This is a genomic window from Candidatus Villigracilis proximus (assembly GCF_016717045.1).
GTDB classification, from domain to species: Bacteria; Chloroflexota; Anaerolineae; order Anaerolineales; family Villigracilaceae; genus Villigracilis; species Villigracilis proximus.
On sequence record NZ_JADJUO010000022.1, the window covers coordinates 47617 to 64217 of the forward strand.

Annotated in this window: 13 protein-coding genes and 1 pseudogene; 3 read left to right on the plus strand and 11 right to left on the minus strand. The window is 51.3% G+C overall.

From position 1 onward, the window contains the following. Window positions 1-7: 7 nt before the first annotated feature. The 11 genes and pseudogenes from IPL71_RS20585 to IPL71_RS20630 form a co-directional block, all read right to left on the minus strand. Window positions 8-1531 (minus strand): hypothetical protein, encoded by a 1524-nt coding sequence (locus tag IPL71_RS20585; RefSeq protein WP_345324876.1) that lies wholly within the window; start codon window positions 1529-1531, stop codon window positions 8-10. Between the two features lie 18 nt (window positions 1532-1549). Further along, window positions 1550-2974 carry a WD40 repeat domain-containing protein gene (locus tag IPL71_RS20590; RefSeq protein ID WP_345324878.1) on the minus strand — a complete coding sequence of 475 codons (1425 nt, stop codon included), beginning with the start codon at window positions 2972-2974 and terminating at the stop codon, window positions 1550-1552. Window positions 2975-3038: 64 nt separating this feature from the next. Beyond that, on the minus strand, window positions 3039-3956 hold the full coding sequence (locus IPL71_RS20595) for a dimethyl sulfoxide reductase anchor subunit family protein (protein WP_345324880.1): 918 nt from the start codon (window positions 3954-3956) through the stop codon (window positions 3039-3041). A 13-nt stretch (window positions 3957-3969) separates the two neighbouring features. Next, window positions 3970-4585: pseudogene (locus tag IPL71_RS20600) on the minus strand (DMSO/selenate family reductase complex B subunit). A 13-nt stretch (window positions 4586-4598) separates the two neighbouring features. Continuing rightward, window positions 4599-5123, minus strand: coding sequence for a molybdopterin dinucleotide binding domain-containing protein (locus tag IPL71_RS26175; RefSeq protein WP_514130828.1), 525 nt, complete (start codon window positions 5121-5123; stop codon window positions 4599-4601). Beyond that, complete coding sequence (locus IPL71_RS20605) at window positions 5045-7012, minus strand: molybdopterin-dependent oxidoreductase (RefSeq protein WP_514130829.1); 1968 nt, start codon at window positions 7010-7012, stop codon at window positions 5045-5047. Before IPL71_RS20605 ends, IPL71_RS26175 begins: the two co-directional genes overlap by 79 nt. Window positions 7013-7244: 232 nt before the next feature. After that, window positions 7245-7802 carry a hypothetical protein gene (locus IPL71_RS20610; protein WP_345324882.1) on the minus strand — a complete coding sequence of 186 codons (558 nt, stop codon included), beginning with the start codon at window positions 7800-7802 and terminating at the stop codon, window positions 7245-7247. 377 nt (window positions 7803-8179) lie between these two features. Then, on the minus strand, window positions 8180-8836 hold the full coding sequence (locus IPL71_RS20615; protein WP_345324884.1) for a response regulator: 657 nt from the start codon (window positions 8834-8836) through the stop codon (window positions 8180-8182). 18 nt (window positions 8837-8854) lie between these two features. After that, window positions 8855-9178 carry a hypothetical protein gene (locus IPL71_RS20620; RefSeq protein ID WP_345324885.1) on the minus strand — a complete coding sequence of 108 codons (324 nt, stop codon included), beginning with the start codon at window positions 9176-9178 and terminating at the stop codon, window positions 8855-8857. Continuing rightward, on the minus strand, window positions 9175-9774 hold the full coding sequence (locus IPL71_RS20625; protein WP_345324886.1) for a dimethyl sulfoxide reductase anchor subunit family protein: 600 nt from the start codon (window positions 9772-9774) through the stop codon (window positions 9175-9177). The genes IPL71_RS20620 and IPL71_RS20625 overlap by 4 nt, the downstream gene beginning before the upstream one ends. Window positions 9775-9805: 31 nt before the next feature. Continuing rightward, window positions 9806-11860, minus strand: a complete 2055-nt coding sequence (locus IPL71_RS20630) for a GAF domain-containing sensor histidine kinase (protein ID WP_345324888.1) — start codon at window positions 11858-11860, stop codon at window positions 9806-9808. A 358-nt stretch (window positions 11861-12218) separates the two neighbouring features. On the opposite strand from IPL71_RS20630, the gene IPL71_RS20635 reads away from it, so the two are divergent. From IPL71_RS20635 to IPL71_RS20645, 3 genes are read left to right on the plus strand one after another with little or no spacing between them, the layout of a single operon-like run. Next, window positions 12219-12659: a MarR family winged helix-turn-helix transcriptional regulator gene (locus tag IPL71_RS20635; protein WP_345324889.1), complete on the plus strand. Its 441-nt coding sequence runs from the start codon at window positions 12219-12221 to the stop codon at window positions 12657-12659. Between the two features lie 9 nt (window positions 12660-12668). Beyond that, window positions 12669-14420: an ABC transporter ATP-binding protein gene (locus IPL71_RS20640; RefSeq protein WP_345324891.1), complete on the plus strand. Its 1752-nt coding sequence runs from the start codon at window positions 12669-12671 to the stop codon at window positions 14418-14420. Further along, window positions 14417-16252: an ABC transporter ATP-binding protein gene (locus IPL71_RS20645; RefSeq protein WP_345324893.1), complete on the plus strand. Its 1836-nt coding sequence runs from the start codon at window positions 14417-14419 to the stop codon at window positions 16250-16252. Before IPL71_RS20640 ends, IPL71_RS20645 begins: the two co-directional genes overlap by 4 nt. Window positions 16253-16601: the final 349 nt, after the last annotated feature.

Genomic DNA, 16601 nt, shown 5'->3' on the forward strand with positions numbered 1-16601 from the left:
CCAAATATTAATTGTGTGGTTTTTTAAAGCCGTATTTCCATGATGAGTATATTACTCCGATTAACAATGCCACAATAGCAATCGGTACTAAGATGTAGGTTACAAATGTAATCACTTGGGCAATGTTTATTCCTAATCGGGCGAACCAGTCGCGAATCCGGGATCCCAGGGAAAGCTCCCAGGTGTTTTGAAGGGGAGAAATCGGATCGGGGTGCAACGCCGCAAACACCGTTTCATTGTATGGTACGGGGATCGGCTGGAACGATTCAGACAGCGCAGCCATTTGTCCGCTGCCCAATGCGACTTCATATCCCTCCTCGGTTCGGAGGGTGGCTTCACCTTCAGACAGGTAGATCCAGCCGCCTTGCAGGGGCGAAAATTCCACAGCAAACGTGCCACTATTCAACGTAATTTGTATACCGGCAACGGATACATTCAAAGATTCTTCAACTTCATTGTTTCCCCATATCCAGCCTTTCTTCAATGTGATGTTGCCGTTATCTTCTTCAAAATCCGTTTCTGAAGGGAGGATGACCCTACCGTTGCCCCAGGGTTGAATGTGTGTGTCTGGACGCAGGACTAGGGCAAAATTTTGCGAACTGGATGCGGATGCCACTTTTGCCTGACTATAGTATCCGGGAACATCAGCGATCACTGTGGTTTTTGATGAGTCCCAGCCGGACAGTGTGTATGTTCCGCTCAGCGGGTTCAATTGCGCGCTTGTTTCCGAGTTGGATGTGACCCATCCAAAAGGCAGAAAGTTTCCATCCTCGTCCTGAATGATTCCCGAGATGGCAGACGTGGTCGATTTATCCAACTTGATACTAATGGAGGCTTCTGCTTCTTTTGTCAGATCCACTTGGATCGCTTCCGCTTTATAGCCGAATCTGTCAAGCGCCGGGTCGACGAAAACTCGATATTCGCCGCCTGGCAGCCGGTCAAAGTTGAACGCATTGTTTTCAATGGCTGCTTTTTGATATGCGCCATCCGGCAGGTGAACAGCCCAAATATCCAGCGCTTCGGAAAGTTCCGCGCCGATGATCTTCCCGCTGATCTGACCGCTCATTTTCTTTACATAAATTGTGACCCGATCATGGCGGGCGGCTCCGGCAGGCAGTTCCAGAAAAACAGGCTGCACACTTTCGTAGAGATACCCGCCCAGCATGGCAGGTGGGATTGTGATCTTGTAGCTGGTCGGGAACTGAGATAGCGATTCCAAAGAGAGGCTGGCAATCCCATCCGCGCCGCTGATCTGGCTTGAATATCGGTTGCGCCATTCGTACAGGATGGTCGTGGCGTGAATTGGCAAGTCAGCGATGGGGTCGCCGCTTTCCTCGTCCACAACCTGAATTTCCACCAATGCGTTTCCACTGGTATCGACAGTGACCCAGCGCTCATCGGTAGCTTTTTGTCCATCGGACAAAGCTGCTGTAATCACAAAATGGACTTCGCCAATTGGAAAAAATATCTGGCTTTCAAAATCCTCATGACAAAGGGAGCAATCCGGGTCTGCCGCCTTGGCTCCAGCCACGATGGTAGCGCCAGCGGATTAATAAGCTGCTTTGAAAGTAAAGTTGCCGTCCTGATCTGGCTGTGTGAATAACTCTCCAACCAATTCCCTATCAGACCATATTTCCATTTGTACGGTAACGTCCGCTTTGTCGCCCGGATAAAATACATGCCCTTTGACAAAGACCGGCGACATATTAATTCCGTTGGAATACAGGATTTCCCCATTGGTTGGATAGTTGATATGGACGGCTATATTTTCCGAGGAAATCGGAACCCCGATTGAGTGGGTTGGGAAGGAAAACGAAATATTCGAAATTGCCTGTGACGAACGCGGAAAGGAAACACACCAATTCATACTTATTCCGCTGGGATGACACGTTTCGCAACTGACCTGAATGACCCTAGGCGGCGCGTTGAATCCGCGCGGGTGGTGACAGTCGCGGCAGTCACTCGAAGTTGGCGGTTGGAGAACTGCTGGTATTTCCTGGTCGAGCTGCCATAATCGGGCAGTATTGTCGCTTGAGGTGGAAGCTAATACGTTTCCATCGGGGGAGAATGCAACATCGTAAACAAAATCAGTATGCCCGACCAAGGTGCGCATCAGACTGCCGTCAGTCGTATTCCACAATTTGACCGTGGTATCCACGGAACCGGTCGCCAAAATGGTTCCATCCGGTGAGAAGTCGAGTCCAAGTACGCTGGATTGATGACCGGAGAGGACAAAATCCATCTGCCCGGATTCCACGTCCCAAATCCGCGCAGTGGCATCGAACGCACCGGAAGCCAGTTTTTTACCGTTCGGCGAGAATCCCAGGCTTCGCACCCAATCCTTGTGACCAGTCAATGTTTTTATTGTGGTCCCATCCGAAACTCGGATGAGTAGGATACTTGAATCTTGTAAACCCACTGCCAGATTTTGGACATCGGGTGAAAGCGCCACGACCCTGGGTCCGGTTAGGTTATCGATCGTTAATTTCAACGACCCATCGTTCATATTCCATATGTTGAGTACATTATCGTCACCAACGGTGACCAGTGTCTTTCCGTCGCGTGATATCGCAATGCTTCGCACCCAGTCAGTATGTTTTTTTTTAATTACCCACAGGGAAGTACCTTCTGGCAACTGCCATGATTGAATTGTGCCATCGAAAATACCGGCAACAATGGTGCCCCCGTCGGGGGAATATGCTACACTGCGAGCCCAATGTTCGGTCTCTATAAAACCTTCACGAGATAATGAATTTGAATTAAATAGATAAACCCCTGAAGACCCGCCGATTGCCACCTGTTTACCGTTTTGGGAAAATGAGATCGCGACCCCATGCTCGTAGCCGCTGGAAGAAAGGTCGATAATTTGAACAGAATTTTCTGAATAGAAATTTTGTGATAATCCGGTGACTGGTAATCCAAAAAGAAATAACCCGCCCAGTAATACAAACTGTATGACACCTTTAATGGACATGATCAGCCTATTCAGCATGTGGGGCGGGATTGCCCGCCCCACATGGTATTTCATGCGTCTGGAGTTACAACCCGATCCGTACGTGGGTTGCGTAGAAGATAAAGCGCCCCATCACTTCGCCAGTCAGGATCAGGATCAAAGCACTGAAAACCAGCGTGGACAAGGTGCCTTCCTTCCAAAGGATGGAGGCATTGCGATAAATGTAAGTAGCCAGAATCCCTGCTCCCACGAAGACGAAGATGAGCCGCAAGGCAAATATGACGCCAAAGGTGCCCACCATCATCTCCAGACTTTGCATGGCTTCAACTCCCTGCGAAGGCAGGTAGGCCATGTAGAGCGGAGTAACAAGGAATTCAACACCCAGCAGGGCGATGGAGGCAATTGCAAGCCCCTGTAAAGCCTTGCGCAACATTTCCAGCTGCTGTTCATCTTTCTTGTCGCCTTTGTTGAGGAGGGCATTGTTGACGATCAATGCCGCAGCGATGGTCGCCACGCCAAGCAGCAGGGCGGTCACAAGGAAGCTCACCGGGGTGGCAAGGGTGTTCCAGGCGGGCTGGGTGCGGATCATGTACACCATACCCATGCCATACACCTGGACGAGCCCGAGCAAGCCAGTGATCCAGCCGATGACGGTCCGCAGCACGTTGTTGCCGATCTTGCGCCACTGCATAAGGGCATATACGCCGACGAGAATTACGAAAACCACGGCGATGACCACTTCCCGGCTAAGCCAAGATGTGCCAAGGTTGGGGACGGCTTTTGCAATGTTCAGCGGGTTTCCAAGATGCAGCAGCGATGAAAGCAGGGCCAATCCCATGATCGGAAAGATGATATAGAGCGGGCCATTGGTGAATCGGTCAGGCGGGTCTACGCCAGCGATGCGGAGGGCGAGGGCACGGACGATCAATAGAACCAGCAGAGAGCCAGCCGCGATTTGTCCAAGGATTGTAAAGATGAGCAGAGCCCATTCACGAGTATCCATAATGTTCCTCCTATCAATCGATGTTCAAAACCTGCCCACCGCCAGACTGTGAAGCTCTGGTGTCCTTGTGTGGGGTGTAAACTATCGCTGGATGGGTCAGGGACGGGTCAGGCATTGGAGCCGGATCATTCAGTTCGCCATGCTTGGCTTTCAATTCTTCGATATCACCAAATTCCAGCGCGCGGTATGGACAGGCATCCACACAAGCCGGGTTCTGTCCTTGTGCTTGGAGTTCGACACAAAAAATCGCACTTAGTCATCACTTTGGCTTCTTCGTTGAACTGTGGCGCGCCGTACGGGCAAGCCCATGAGCAGTAGCGGCAGCCAATGCATTTGTCCGGGTCGATCAAGACGATTCCATCGTCACGTTTGCTGATCGCAGAAGCCGGGCATACTTCCATACAGATCGGCTTTTCGCAGTGCATACAAGCGGTCGAGACGAAGTAATGGAACACACCGCTGGGGACCATCTGATCGCCGTCTGCGACCCATTCCCCGCCGCCGTATTCATATACACGGCGCCAGCGGACACCCAAAGGTAGCTCCTTGCGATCTTTGCAGGCGATTTCGCAGGCTTTACAGCCTGAGCAATCTGCCAGGTTTACATAAAAACCAAGTTGTTTAGCCATGTTAGATCTCCTTTTAGGCCTTCTCAACCTGCACCAGGTTGGTATGTTGCGGGTTGCCCTTGGCAAAAGGTGTAGGGTGGTACTTGGTCAGGGTGTTGATGCAACCACGGATATCAACACCGTTCTCATCGGGGGTGAACCAGGCACCTTGTGGCAAACTGGTTACGCCAGGGCGAAGGCGGTTCGTGACATAAGCGGGAACCCGAACTTCACCGCGATCGTTGAAGACCTTGACCATATCGCCATTTTTGATTCCGCGGGCTTCAGCATCCAACGTGTTCATCCACAAAGACTGGATGTGCGCTTCACGCAAGGTCGCCACGTTATCAAAGGTGGAATGAGAGCGCTGGACGGAGTGATGCCCACCCATCAAGAGCGGGTATTTCTCGCGCAGCGGATCACTGACACCTTCCCATTCGGGAATATACAGTGGGATGGCCGGGATCTCTTCGGGGTTGTTCATTGCAGCCATGGTGGGGGAATAGATCTCGATTTTTCCGGTTGGGGTCTTGAGCGGATTGGCAATCGGATCTTCCACGAACGCCTTACCTGCAATAATTCCGCCGCCGCCAACTTTTTTGTAATAGCCGATTTCTTTGAATTCTTCGTAGGTCGGGAAATCTTCGTTGTTTTCACGGGCAACTGCCACGATATCGCGCAGCCAGGATCCGCGTGTTTCCCATGTCCTTCACGGAATTCAACACCAAGTCCGAGGCGATCTGCCAATTGCTCCGCCACCCAGAGCACATCCTTGGCTTCGTACAACGGTTCGATCAACTGATGGTTGAACAGAACAAAGTTCGATCTGCCTTCAGAGTTGCCGCCGGTGATGTTTTCGGCTTCGAAATGGGTGGTATCAGGCAGGAGGATGTCTGCCATCTTGGCGCTGTGGGTCATGACCACATCAGACACAACGATGAACTCAAGCTTGCTTTCGTCTTGCAGCATCTTCACTGTGCCGTTGATGTCCGAGTGCTGGTTGGTGATGCAGTTACCCGCCCAGTTCCACATGAACTTCATATCGGCGGTCATTTTTTCTGCACCCTTAATGAGGTCACGGGGTCCAGATGTCATCTCGTGACCGCGTTCGATGAAATCGGGCCACATGTAGACTGAAATCTTGGTCTTGATGGGATTTTCGCCAGCTGGGAAACCTCCAATGCTGATGTTGGTGCCGCCGGTCGGGCGGGTGCCATTTCCACCACCGGATATACCAAAGTTTCCGGTCATTGCGGCAAGGATCGGCAAAGCGCGTACCGGTTGTTCGCCGTAAGCGCGTCGCTGCATACCCCAACCCTGGAACATTGCGCATGGTTTGGTGCCGGCAATCTCACGAGCCAATTTAACGATCCGCTCAGCGGGGATGCCAGTAATGGGTGCTGCCCATTCCGGGGTCTTGGGTGTTTTGTCGTAGCCACGTCCCATAAGATAAGCCATGTAGGATGAGTTGCGAGGCGTACCTTCGGGCAGTGTGTCCTCATCAAAGCCGACCGAGTAGGTCGCCATGAATTCCTTGTCGTACGTTCCGTCCTTGACCATTACATAAGCCAGGGCGGCGATCAAGGCACAGTCTGTACCGGGGTTGATCGGAACCCAATCCGCTTCGGTGGCGATGGCGGTGTCATTGTAAACAGGGTCGATGACAATGAATTTCGCTCCGGCTTCCTTTGCCTTCAGGCAGTGGTAACCAATGCCTTTTCCGCCCGTTCTGGTAACCACGGGGTTATCAGACCATAGGACGATCAGCTTGGAATTGAGAAGGTCGTCAGAAGAGTTACTACCGCCGGCAGTAATAAAAGGCAGTGCCGCGGAATAGCAGGCGGTGCTGTAGGTTCCGTAGAAACTTACATATCCACCAAACAAATGCATCACACGCGCGATCGGTCCAACGCCATTGTAGGTATTGTCGACCCCGCCCGCGATCTGGCCTGTGGCGTAATTATAGTAAATCGCCTCATTGCCGTATTTTTCCTTGACTTCCTGCAATTTGGTGGCAACCGTATCAAGAGCTTCTTCCCATGAAATGCGCTCAAATTTGCCTTCGCCGCGCTTGCCGACCCGCTTCATGGGGTACTTTAAGCGTTCTGGTGAATAAACGCGCCATTTCTGTGAACGACCGCGCAGGCAGGGAATCGCCTTCATTCGATCAAAGGTGTCTTCAGGGTCCTGGTCAGGCAGCATGCGTACCACGGTACCGTCTTTGACCTCAGCCCAGAGAATACAACGGCTGCCACAGTTGTGATAGCAGCTTGTCGTAAAAATCTGGCTATCGCTTGCAGCAGCGGCTTTTTCGACTGTTTTCAGTCCGAAATCCAGACCACCTGCCAGTGCCGCAGTTCCACCGAGGGCAGCGCTCCATTTAAGGAAGCTGCGCCGTGAAATCACGGTATCGGTCAGGGTTTTAGTGAGGAAATCCTTTTTAGTCATTATTCCTCCAGTTAGGAAACATTTGTGTAATGAGATGTGCTCCGCAGAGCATGAATTTTGTGGGCGATCGAATATTTTTGGGCTAATTGCATGGACACTCTCCTAATCATGAAAATTCACGGCTGCTTCAGTCGGGTTTGTGTATTTATTCACGATTAGAATAACATCCAGCCCGGTACAATTCATCGCCAATTGGAGTACTCTTCACTCATCCTTTCGGGTGAGATAATAATTAGTTTCCGGTTTGGGAGCTTTCTTCGGAATGTAAGCCCCAGGGGTTATTTTCGTAGTGACAACGCTTGCAATCCACTTGATATTGAAGGTTGTGGGAATAAAAGGGGGTGACTGTATTTTTATCAAACCAGGAACTGCTCCAGGAGACCCAGACACTGCCATCCTGCAGCGGTCCAACTTGTAGACCTTCCGCGTCATGGCAGGCTGGACAGGTTACGTTTGTATGCTGTGCTCCGTGGATCGAGAATGGACCTTCGGCGACTTGAGTAGCCATGGAATGACAGCCTGAACCATTGCACAACGTATCCGTGCCGTTGGTATGGTCGCTGATCGGCGTGGCTGGAACCTGCAATGATGCTTTCTCGATTTGTTTATGGCAGTCTAGACATGCAGCCCCTGTGCTGTGGTGGTCGTGACATTCCAGGCAGGTGAAGTTTTTATGAGCGGTTTCGGCATGGTCATATCCTTCATGACAATTACTGCACAGGTCGCTGTAATCATTGACAGACTCATATTGCCCGCTGTTCTGATTCAGCCAGACGACCTCGTTTGTCATAATCCCATTCTCTGTACGATGACAGACATCGCAATGGACCTCATTTCCCTTTTGCCCGTGCGGGCTTTGTCCCCATATATTTTCAATATCCGACAAATAGCGTAGATCCGGGGTCTGGGAGGGGAGGGGGACTGTCGGAGTTGGCTGCGGTGTAGGAGCTTGCGCCGTTAGGGTTGCGGTATTTTTATCCATACCATTACAACCGGTCAAAAGAACAATAAGGAGACCGATCAATATTTGTTTCCTGGTGAATATGTGTGTCATTTTCGATGTTTACTTCCTTTCGGGAATTCTATATTCAGCCCTTGTCCGGCAAGGACAAAGAGAAGCCAAAAACCGACAATAGGCTGAATATATTCTTTGATTGTGGTGGGAGATCAACTATCGCGCGGTGAGACCAATCCATGCTTGACAGCATAGGTGGCGGCTTGCGTGCGGTTATCAAGCTGTAGCTTTTCCAAAATATTCTTGATATGACTCTTAACGGTGTTGACAGAGATCATCAGTTTGTCCGCGATTTCCTGGTTGCTGGCTCCGCTGGCGACCAGACGCAGCACGAACAGTTCCCGTTCGGTCAGGGATTGTTCGCCTTTATCTTCATCTGCGATGCGGTTCGCAACGCTCTTGAGCAGTTTCGATGCCATGGTGCGCGTCATCGCTGGTTCACCGTTGGTCACTCCGTGCAAAAGGTCGAATAGTTCGTTCGCGTCCAGGCTCTTCAATAAATACCCGGCTACGCCGAGTTGTGCCGCTTCATACAGGTGACCGTCCCGTTCTGAGGAGGTCAACATGACCACTGCAATTTGAGGGAACCGGCGATGGATCTCCTTTGCAGCCTGGAGACCATCCAGTTTCGGCATGTAGATATCCATCAGGATCACGTCAGGATGTAATTTCTCCGCCAATTGGATGGCTTCCTCGCCCGTCTCTGCCTCTCCGATGACTTCGACCAAGTCTTCACGGGTCTTCATCAAGCCGATCAACCCTTGGCGGAATAATTTATGGTCGTCTGCTATTAAAACTTTGATTGTCATTCTTTCACCATTTGGTTTTTATAATCCCACACGGATATGTGTGGCGTAAAACAGGAAGCGCCCGATGATCTCTCCCACGAGTATCAACAGGCAGGAAAGATATACCGGCGACATCAAACCCTGCGGAGTGGTTTGCAGCCTGTACATCCTCACAACAGAAACTGCAAGTGATATGGATGCATAGACGAGAATGACCATCCGCATTACGAATAATGGCAGGTAAAGCTCTACAAGCAGACTCAGGCTTGTGCGGGCGGTCAAGTCTCCCTGAGCAAGGAGACGGATCTGGATGAACGTGATCGCTATATTCAAGGCGACCAGCGCAACCGTAAGAATGGTCAATCCCCCATTGAATTGCGAAGCACCTGGGTCCTCAGTTCCACGTCATTTTCTTTCTTGATCTCTGAAAATTTCAAATCCAACACCATCAGACAGGCAATTGCCATGATGCCCAAAAGAAGAGTCGTTGTGTAAAATGACAGGACGACTGTGGGGGAATTCCATGCCACCTGGGTTGGGATCAGATAAATGCGAGCCATGCAATAGATAAGGACGGAGCCAAACATGATCGCCAGCCAGCCCAGCCCGGTGATCAAGCTGCGGCGGTGGGTTTGAAAATAGGTTAGATACAGCACGCTCATCGTTGACATAAAGAACAGCAGCGAGAATACGATTTCCCGGCTCAACCACGATGATTTGAAGTTCAACACCGCCAGATAAGAGTGAAACGGTTTGCTTAAATGGAAATGCGCGCCGCCCATGGCGACCACTGCCGTGAAGGCGATCACTAATATTGGATTGCTGATGATGCGGTCGATCTCCTGTACGCTGAATTTCGACCCAGCCAGATAGCGGATCAGCCATAGAATGGCAAATGCGCCAACTGCCAATTGCATCAGGATCGTGTAAACAGGTAAAGCCCATTCGCGGACGTTCATGCCAGTTCTTTCATTTCAAAATATATGGTTCTCAATGGAGCACCACGCTTTGCTTTTGTAATCTCTCCGGCTGGAGGCAGGGTAGCAAACACTCGATACTCGTACCATTCCCATTGCCAGACTTGATGTTCAACTGCCCGCCCACGCTTTCTGCCCGCTCTCGCATCGTTTGCAAGCCGAAGTTGCGCTTCGTGCCTGCAGCCCGGAAGCCAATTCCATCATCCATGACCTGCATGTGGATATGATCGCCTCCCCCATGATTTTCCTTCCTGATCGACACTTTTACCTCTAGAGCCTGGGCGTGCTTTCGGATATTCGTCAACGCCTCCTGCAAAATGCAAACAAGCTGAACCTCAGCGACAGAGGAAAGATTCAAATCGCCTTCCACCTGGAAAGCGAACTTGGTCTTAATACCCATTTGAATGCCGAATTCGGTCAGATATTCTTCCGCAGCAGCATCCAATCCCTTTTCCTGCGCAAGCGTTGTCCGCAGACTCAAAATGTTCTCGCGTACATCTGCATGTGCGGTCTGAATTGCCTGCCGCATCTGCGTCAGTTCATCTTGTAGTTTTTCGACCTTGCCCTGTTTCAATAGAGAGCCAAGTGTTTGGGTTTGCAGGTTCAAATATCCGAGTACTTGCGCCAGACCATCGTGCATTTCGCGCGCAATGCGCCCGCGTTCCTGAACGATGGATAATGATTGAAGTTGGGATGTCATCAACCCATGCTGGATGGCAATCGCGACCTGGTCCGCCATACTCTCAAGCCAGATCATGTCCGTTTCAGAGAACGGATCGTCTTCAAAGCGCGCGATCCACAGTGCGCCAATATTCGTGTTTTCCAGTTTCAAGGGGACGATGACTGCGGCTCTCGCCAGTTCGTTTGTGAAAAAACAAATGCCATCGAACATCTCGACTGCTTCGCTACCCTGTGAAAGATAGGAGTTCGAGCTTCGCATCACATCCAGGATGAGAGGATTGGTGACGGCTACGGAGACATTCGCCACCAGATGGATACTCCTGCTGTTCGAATAGCATTTTAATTCGAGGCTTGAATTTTCCTGATTTTGGATCGCCACGCCGACGAAATTTGTCCGTAGCAATTGGTGGACGGTATCCACAATGTAGACGAGGATATCATCCACGTGTTCGAGTTCGGCAATGCGGCGGCTGATGTTGATCAGCGCATTCGTCCAGTTCTCAGTGGTCTGACGCGCAAGGATCTGAGCCTCGAACGCCTCCCACTGGGCGCGGTCACGATCCTCTTGCAGCGCGCGCACCTGACGTTTGCGAATAGCTTCGAAGACATCCAACGCTTTCACAACGAAATAGGTGACGATCACTGCGGAGAGCAAGCGCCAGATCTCGATCGGGATCCCTGTGGTATTGAGGACGCTTTGATAGTCCAGCCAGGCAGTCAGACCATATTGTTCGCTGACTTCAATTCTCTCCCCGCTGAAAGCGTTATGGATCACACGGTCATAGTTGTAATAAGAAACAGGTCCATAGGGCGCGGCTAGGACGATCAACCCCATCACCACAGCTTCAAAGAGGAATGCCAGCCCTGCTCCAAGCATCAAATTGGAAACATCATAAAGACCCAACTTCCGCTGTGCGTACCATTGACGCAGAAACCCGATACCAGCGAGGAAACTGCCCGGCATATAGAGCAGGTAGCGGGTCCAGATTTCGATCGGGATCTCGATGGGGGAAGGCGTGATGAACGTCGTCACCGCATATGTGATGACGAATGCAATCGGGACGATCAATATCCCAGGGATGAATATGCTCCAAGCGGGGAGAGGGTTTAGGTTATTGAGCATTCCCCAGCCAAATCTTAACAGCAGTAATCCAGTCAGGAGGTGGACGATGATGCGAACAATGCTCAAGATGCTTGATATCTCAGCGAGTGTGCCACTGGTCAGGAACATATCGACCCAACCGGCGACGCCTCCAACAATGCCAAAAGAAGCCAGCCACGGCAGCTCCTTTTTTAGTGGAAAATCTCCCTCTCGCCTTAACTGCAAATACGCGGCAAGCCCCAGACCTTCAAACGCCAAGCCATAAAAGAAATAGAGAAGAATCACGATTTTTGCTTTGAGCGGGCATGACCTTGTTTTGTGATTTTTTTCTCAATCATTATAGCGTTTTTTTCCCCGAATAACAATTGAACAAAATCCCAATTTAGTTAATTTTTGTCATATGCGCTTTTTAGATGCCAATGATGGTATTTGCTTCCCAGTTGCGATCTGATTCTCTATTTCACCCAACCTATCACCGCTAAGTTTTTCATTGTCCTCGCGTGGGATATTGATGTGGATGTCAATTTGGTCAAGCAGGGATCGTGAGTCGTTTGATTGAAGTCCCTTGACAACCTGTGGATGAAAACATAAAATAGTTTCAATACTTAACTATTAATAAAATTATATATATTGGAAGGTTTCGATGACCCAATCCGATCGATTAAGAGAGCAAGCCCTGGACGGTTTTTGGGAAACTGTCCCGTCCCTTTGGAATTTCGTCCGCTCCTATATTCGCGTTACAGCGACGAGCAATTTCGACGTCACAGTCGAACAATTCCATGTTTTGCGTTTCGTGCGCAAAGGCATGTCCATCAGCGAATTGGCGACCGCCAAGAACATCAGCCGTCCGGCGATCAGCCAGGCAGTGGATGCTCTCGTGAAAAAAGGACTGTTAACACGCACCCAAAGCCTGAACGACCGCCGCTATGTGGAATTGACCCTGACCAGCGAGGGTAACGCGTTATTGGATTCCGTATTCAAGGAAACACGCCAATGGATGAAAGAACGGATGAAAAAACTCTCCGCGACCGAATTGGAAACCATTGCAAGGGCGATGGACGCCATGAAGAAAATGCTTGACTAGTCGATATTTATGTCCCAGATCAAAAAACTTCTCTATTTTATTGAACCGTATTGGCGGCGCAGTCTCGTGTCGCTCCTTTTGCTGCTCTCCGTTGTCGTCATGGACCTGACCCTGCCGCGCCTGATCCAACGTGTGATCGATCAGGGGATCAACGGCAGGAATATGCAGGTGGTCATTACCACCACTATTTGGATGCTCGTCATCTCGGTACTGCAGACTCTGTTTGCGCTGGCAAACAATCTGTTTTCGATTCAAGTGGGGGAGAGTGTGGCACGCGACCTGCGGGAAGCGTTGTTTCTCAAGATCCAGTCGTTCTCGTTCGGAAACCTCGACCATCTCAACACCGGGCAGTTGATGGTGCGCCTCTCCAGTGACACGACTGCTTTTCAACGCATGGTGCAAGTTGCGTTGCGCATCGGGACACGTGCGCCCCTGCTGATGATCGGCAGCATCATCCTGATGTTCGTCACCGACAGCCGGCTGGCTTTGATGATCCTGCCGGTCCTGTTAGCCACCTCGATCGTCATCATCTTTTTCGTCTCGCGCATGGGACCGTTATTCATGACCATCCAAAAGAAATTGGATAAGCTGAACACGGTCTTGCAGGAAAACATTGCCGGGGTACGCTTGGTCAAATCCTTTGTGCGCGAGAAGCATGAGGGCAGCCGCTTTGCGGTCGTCAACGAAGACTATGCCGATCGCAATACCCATGTCATGCGCTTCATGGCAACGCTTTCGCCTGCGATGAGTGTCTTCGTTAACCTCGGCATGGTGATCGTCATTTGGGCAGGCGGTATTCAGTCGGTGCAAGGGGATGTCTCCGTAGGACAGATCGTAGCTTTCATCAATTACCTGCACACCACCATGGGTCCGCTGGGCATCATGGTCATGCTGGCAAATGTTGTTGCCGCGGCAAGCGCATCAGCGGAACGCATCAATGAAGTGCTGGAGACCATCCCTGAAGTGCAGGATGTGCCCGAGCCGCAGAAGCTGCCTGAAGGGCGCGCGAAGCGGATCCGCTTTGAGGGAGTAGACTTTCACTATAACGGGATCAACGATGGGCTGGTATTGAACCGCGTGGACTTCGTCGCAGAGCCCGGACAGACGGTCGCCATCCTCGGTGCGACCGGCGCAGGCAAATCATCCATCGTCAATTTGGTACCGCGTTTTTATGATGTGACATCTGGAAAAATCACCTGGAATGGTGTGGACGTGCGCGATGTGCGCCAAAGCGATCTGCTGCTGGATGTAGGCATCGTGCCGCAGGAGACGATCCTGTTCTCTGGCTCGGTACGTGACAACATCCGTTATGGCAGATCCAGCGCAAGTGAAGAGGAAGTGATCGCTGCCGCACAGGCGGCACAGGCGCATGATTTCATTATGAACCTGCCGAACGGATACGACACGCGCGTGGAAGAACGCGGTGTCAATCTTTCAGGCGGACAAAAACAACGCCTCGCCATCGCCCGCGCCTTGTTGCTACGACCCGCGGTTTTGATCCTCGATGACAGCACCAGTTCCGTGGATGTGGAAACTGAAACCAAGATTCAGGATGCCATGAAATCGTGGCTACAGGACAGCACAAGTTTTGTTGTGGCGCAGCGCATCAGTACGGTGTTGCACGCCGATAAGATCCTGGTGGTGGACGAAGGCAAAATTGTGGCGCAGGGCACGCACAGTGAGTTGATGCGAACCAGTGCGGTCTATCAGGAAATCTATGATTCGCAATTGGGCGACGGCGTGAAGTTGGAGGCGGCATGAGCAACCAAACTCCTCCCGCCCGCTCGAACATGCAAACCATCCGTGCCGCGATGGGTCGCGGACCGATGCAGCCCGGGCGCATTGAGAAAGCCGGCAACCCGAACCGCGCCTTGTCGCGCCTGGTGCAGTATCTCAGCCCGTATACATTCACGCTGGCGTTGGTGCTGGTCTTTGTGCTCGTTTATATTTCTCTCGGCTTGCTCGAACCCTATTTGATCGGGCGCGCCATCGACCAGTATATTTCCGCCAAAAAGCTCGATGGTCTGCAGTCATTGGCGCTTCTGCTTTTGGCCGCTTATCTTTTCGACAATGCCTTTCAAGCCGCATCCAGTTGGCTGATGGCACGCATCTCACAGGATGCGCTGCGCCGTCTACGCCGCGACCTCTTCGAACATCTTCAAAAATTAACTGTCGCCTTCTTCGATCAGCACACCGCTGGAGAGCTGATGAGCCGTCTCACGAACGATATTGACGCCATCAATCAAGCTGTGTCGCAAAACGTGATCTCGCTTGTGGCAAGCGTGCTTTCCCTGGTGGGCATTGTGATCGCCATGTTCCTGCTCAACCCGTGGCTGGCGATAGCCGCCTTGCTCGTGGTGCCGATCATGTTCTGGTTCACAAACTTCATCGCCCGCTATACCCGCAAAGGATTCCGCGATCTGCAAAAAGAACTTGGCGAGATCAACGGCATCATGGAAGAATCCATCAGCGGTCAGCGCGTGGTCAAGGCGTTTCGTCGCAGCGAGTCTTCCATTGAACGCTTCCGTGCCAGCAATCAAAAGGTGTATGCCGCAGGTGTGTACGCCAACACGTACGCGCTCATGCTGATGCCGCTCACCAATGTGCTTGGTAATTTCTTCGTTATCGTTCTGGTAGGTCTTGGTGGGTATCTGGCTCTGCAAGGTCTGGCGACGGTGGGGATGATCGCGACCTTCATCGCCTATGCCCAGAATTTCATCTCGCCCCTGCGCCAACTGGCAAACATGTACAACTCCATTCAAGCGGCGCTAGCGGGAGCGGAACGAGTCTTCGAAGTGATCGACATGCCTTCAGAAGCAGACACCGCATCAGACTCCCCCTTGCCTGTTCCTGTTAAAGGAGAAGTCCACTTCACTGACGTCTCTTTCGGCTATCACCCCGATCAGCTCATCATCAAGAACATGACCCTCGAAGCCAAAGCCGGGCAGACGATTGCATTGGTGGGTCCCACGGGTGCAGGCAAAACCACCATTATCAATCTGCTGACTCGCTTCTACGAAGTCAACTCCGGCAGCATCACCATCGACGGGTGTGACATCGGTGAGATCTCCAAGGATGATCTGCGTCAAAAACTTGGTATTGTACTGCAGGACACCTACCTGTTCGGCGACACCGTTATGGAAAATATCCGCTACGGGCGGCTCGACGCCACCGACGAAGAATGCATCGAAGCCGCCAAACTGGCAGATGCTGACCATTTCATCCAACAAATGTCGCAGGGATATCAAACCAAACTTTCAGAACGCGCCAGCAACCTCAGCCAGGGACAACGCCAATTGCTCTCCATCACCCGCGCTGTTCTTGCTGATCCAAGCATCCTCATCCTCGATGAAGCCACCTCCAGCGTGGACACGCGCACCGAGGCGAGGATCCAAAAAGCCCTGCTGCGCCTGATGCAGGGACGTACCAGTTTTGTCATCGCCCACCGCCTGTCCACCATCCGTGATGCGGACCGGATCATCGTCATTCGTGATGGCGAGATCATTGAGCAAGGTACCCATCAGCAGTTGCTGGAGGCGAAGGGTTTCTTCCATCACTTGTATTTGAGCCAGTTCAAGGGGCTCGCCATATAATAGGAACTGCTGGTTATAATCCCACAATTCATCCCCTCTCCCACTGCATTAGGTCAGACCATTGACAAGCTCAATAACCAAGAAGCGAAATTAGAGGGATACTAGAAAATTTACAGACAGGTGTCGCAGAATTGAAATAAGTCGCTTCTCAAAATGAAGAGGAGCGACAAGAACCGCGAAATAAATTTTGAGAAGCGTTAAAATCCCGGATCAGATGCAGGCTTAACGAACCTTAGTCCTGCGGCATAGTCCAAGCAGGTCTAAATTTATACCCGTATATATGATTTATGCCGCGCTGGGGTAATTAGTGTGACGTTATAGCTTTAACATTAACGCAGACTACCATTTG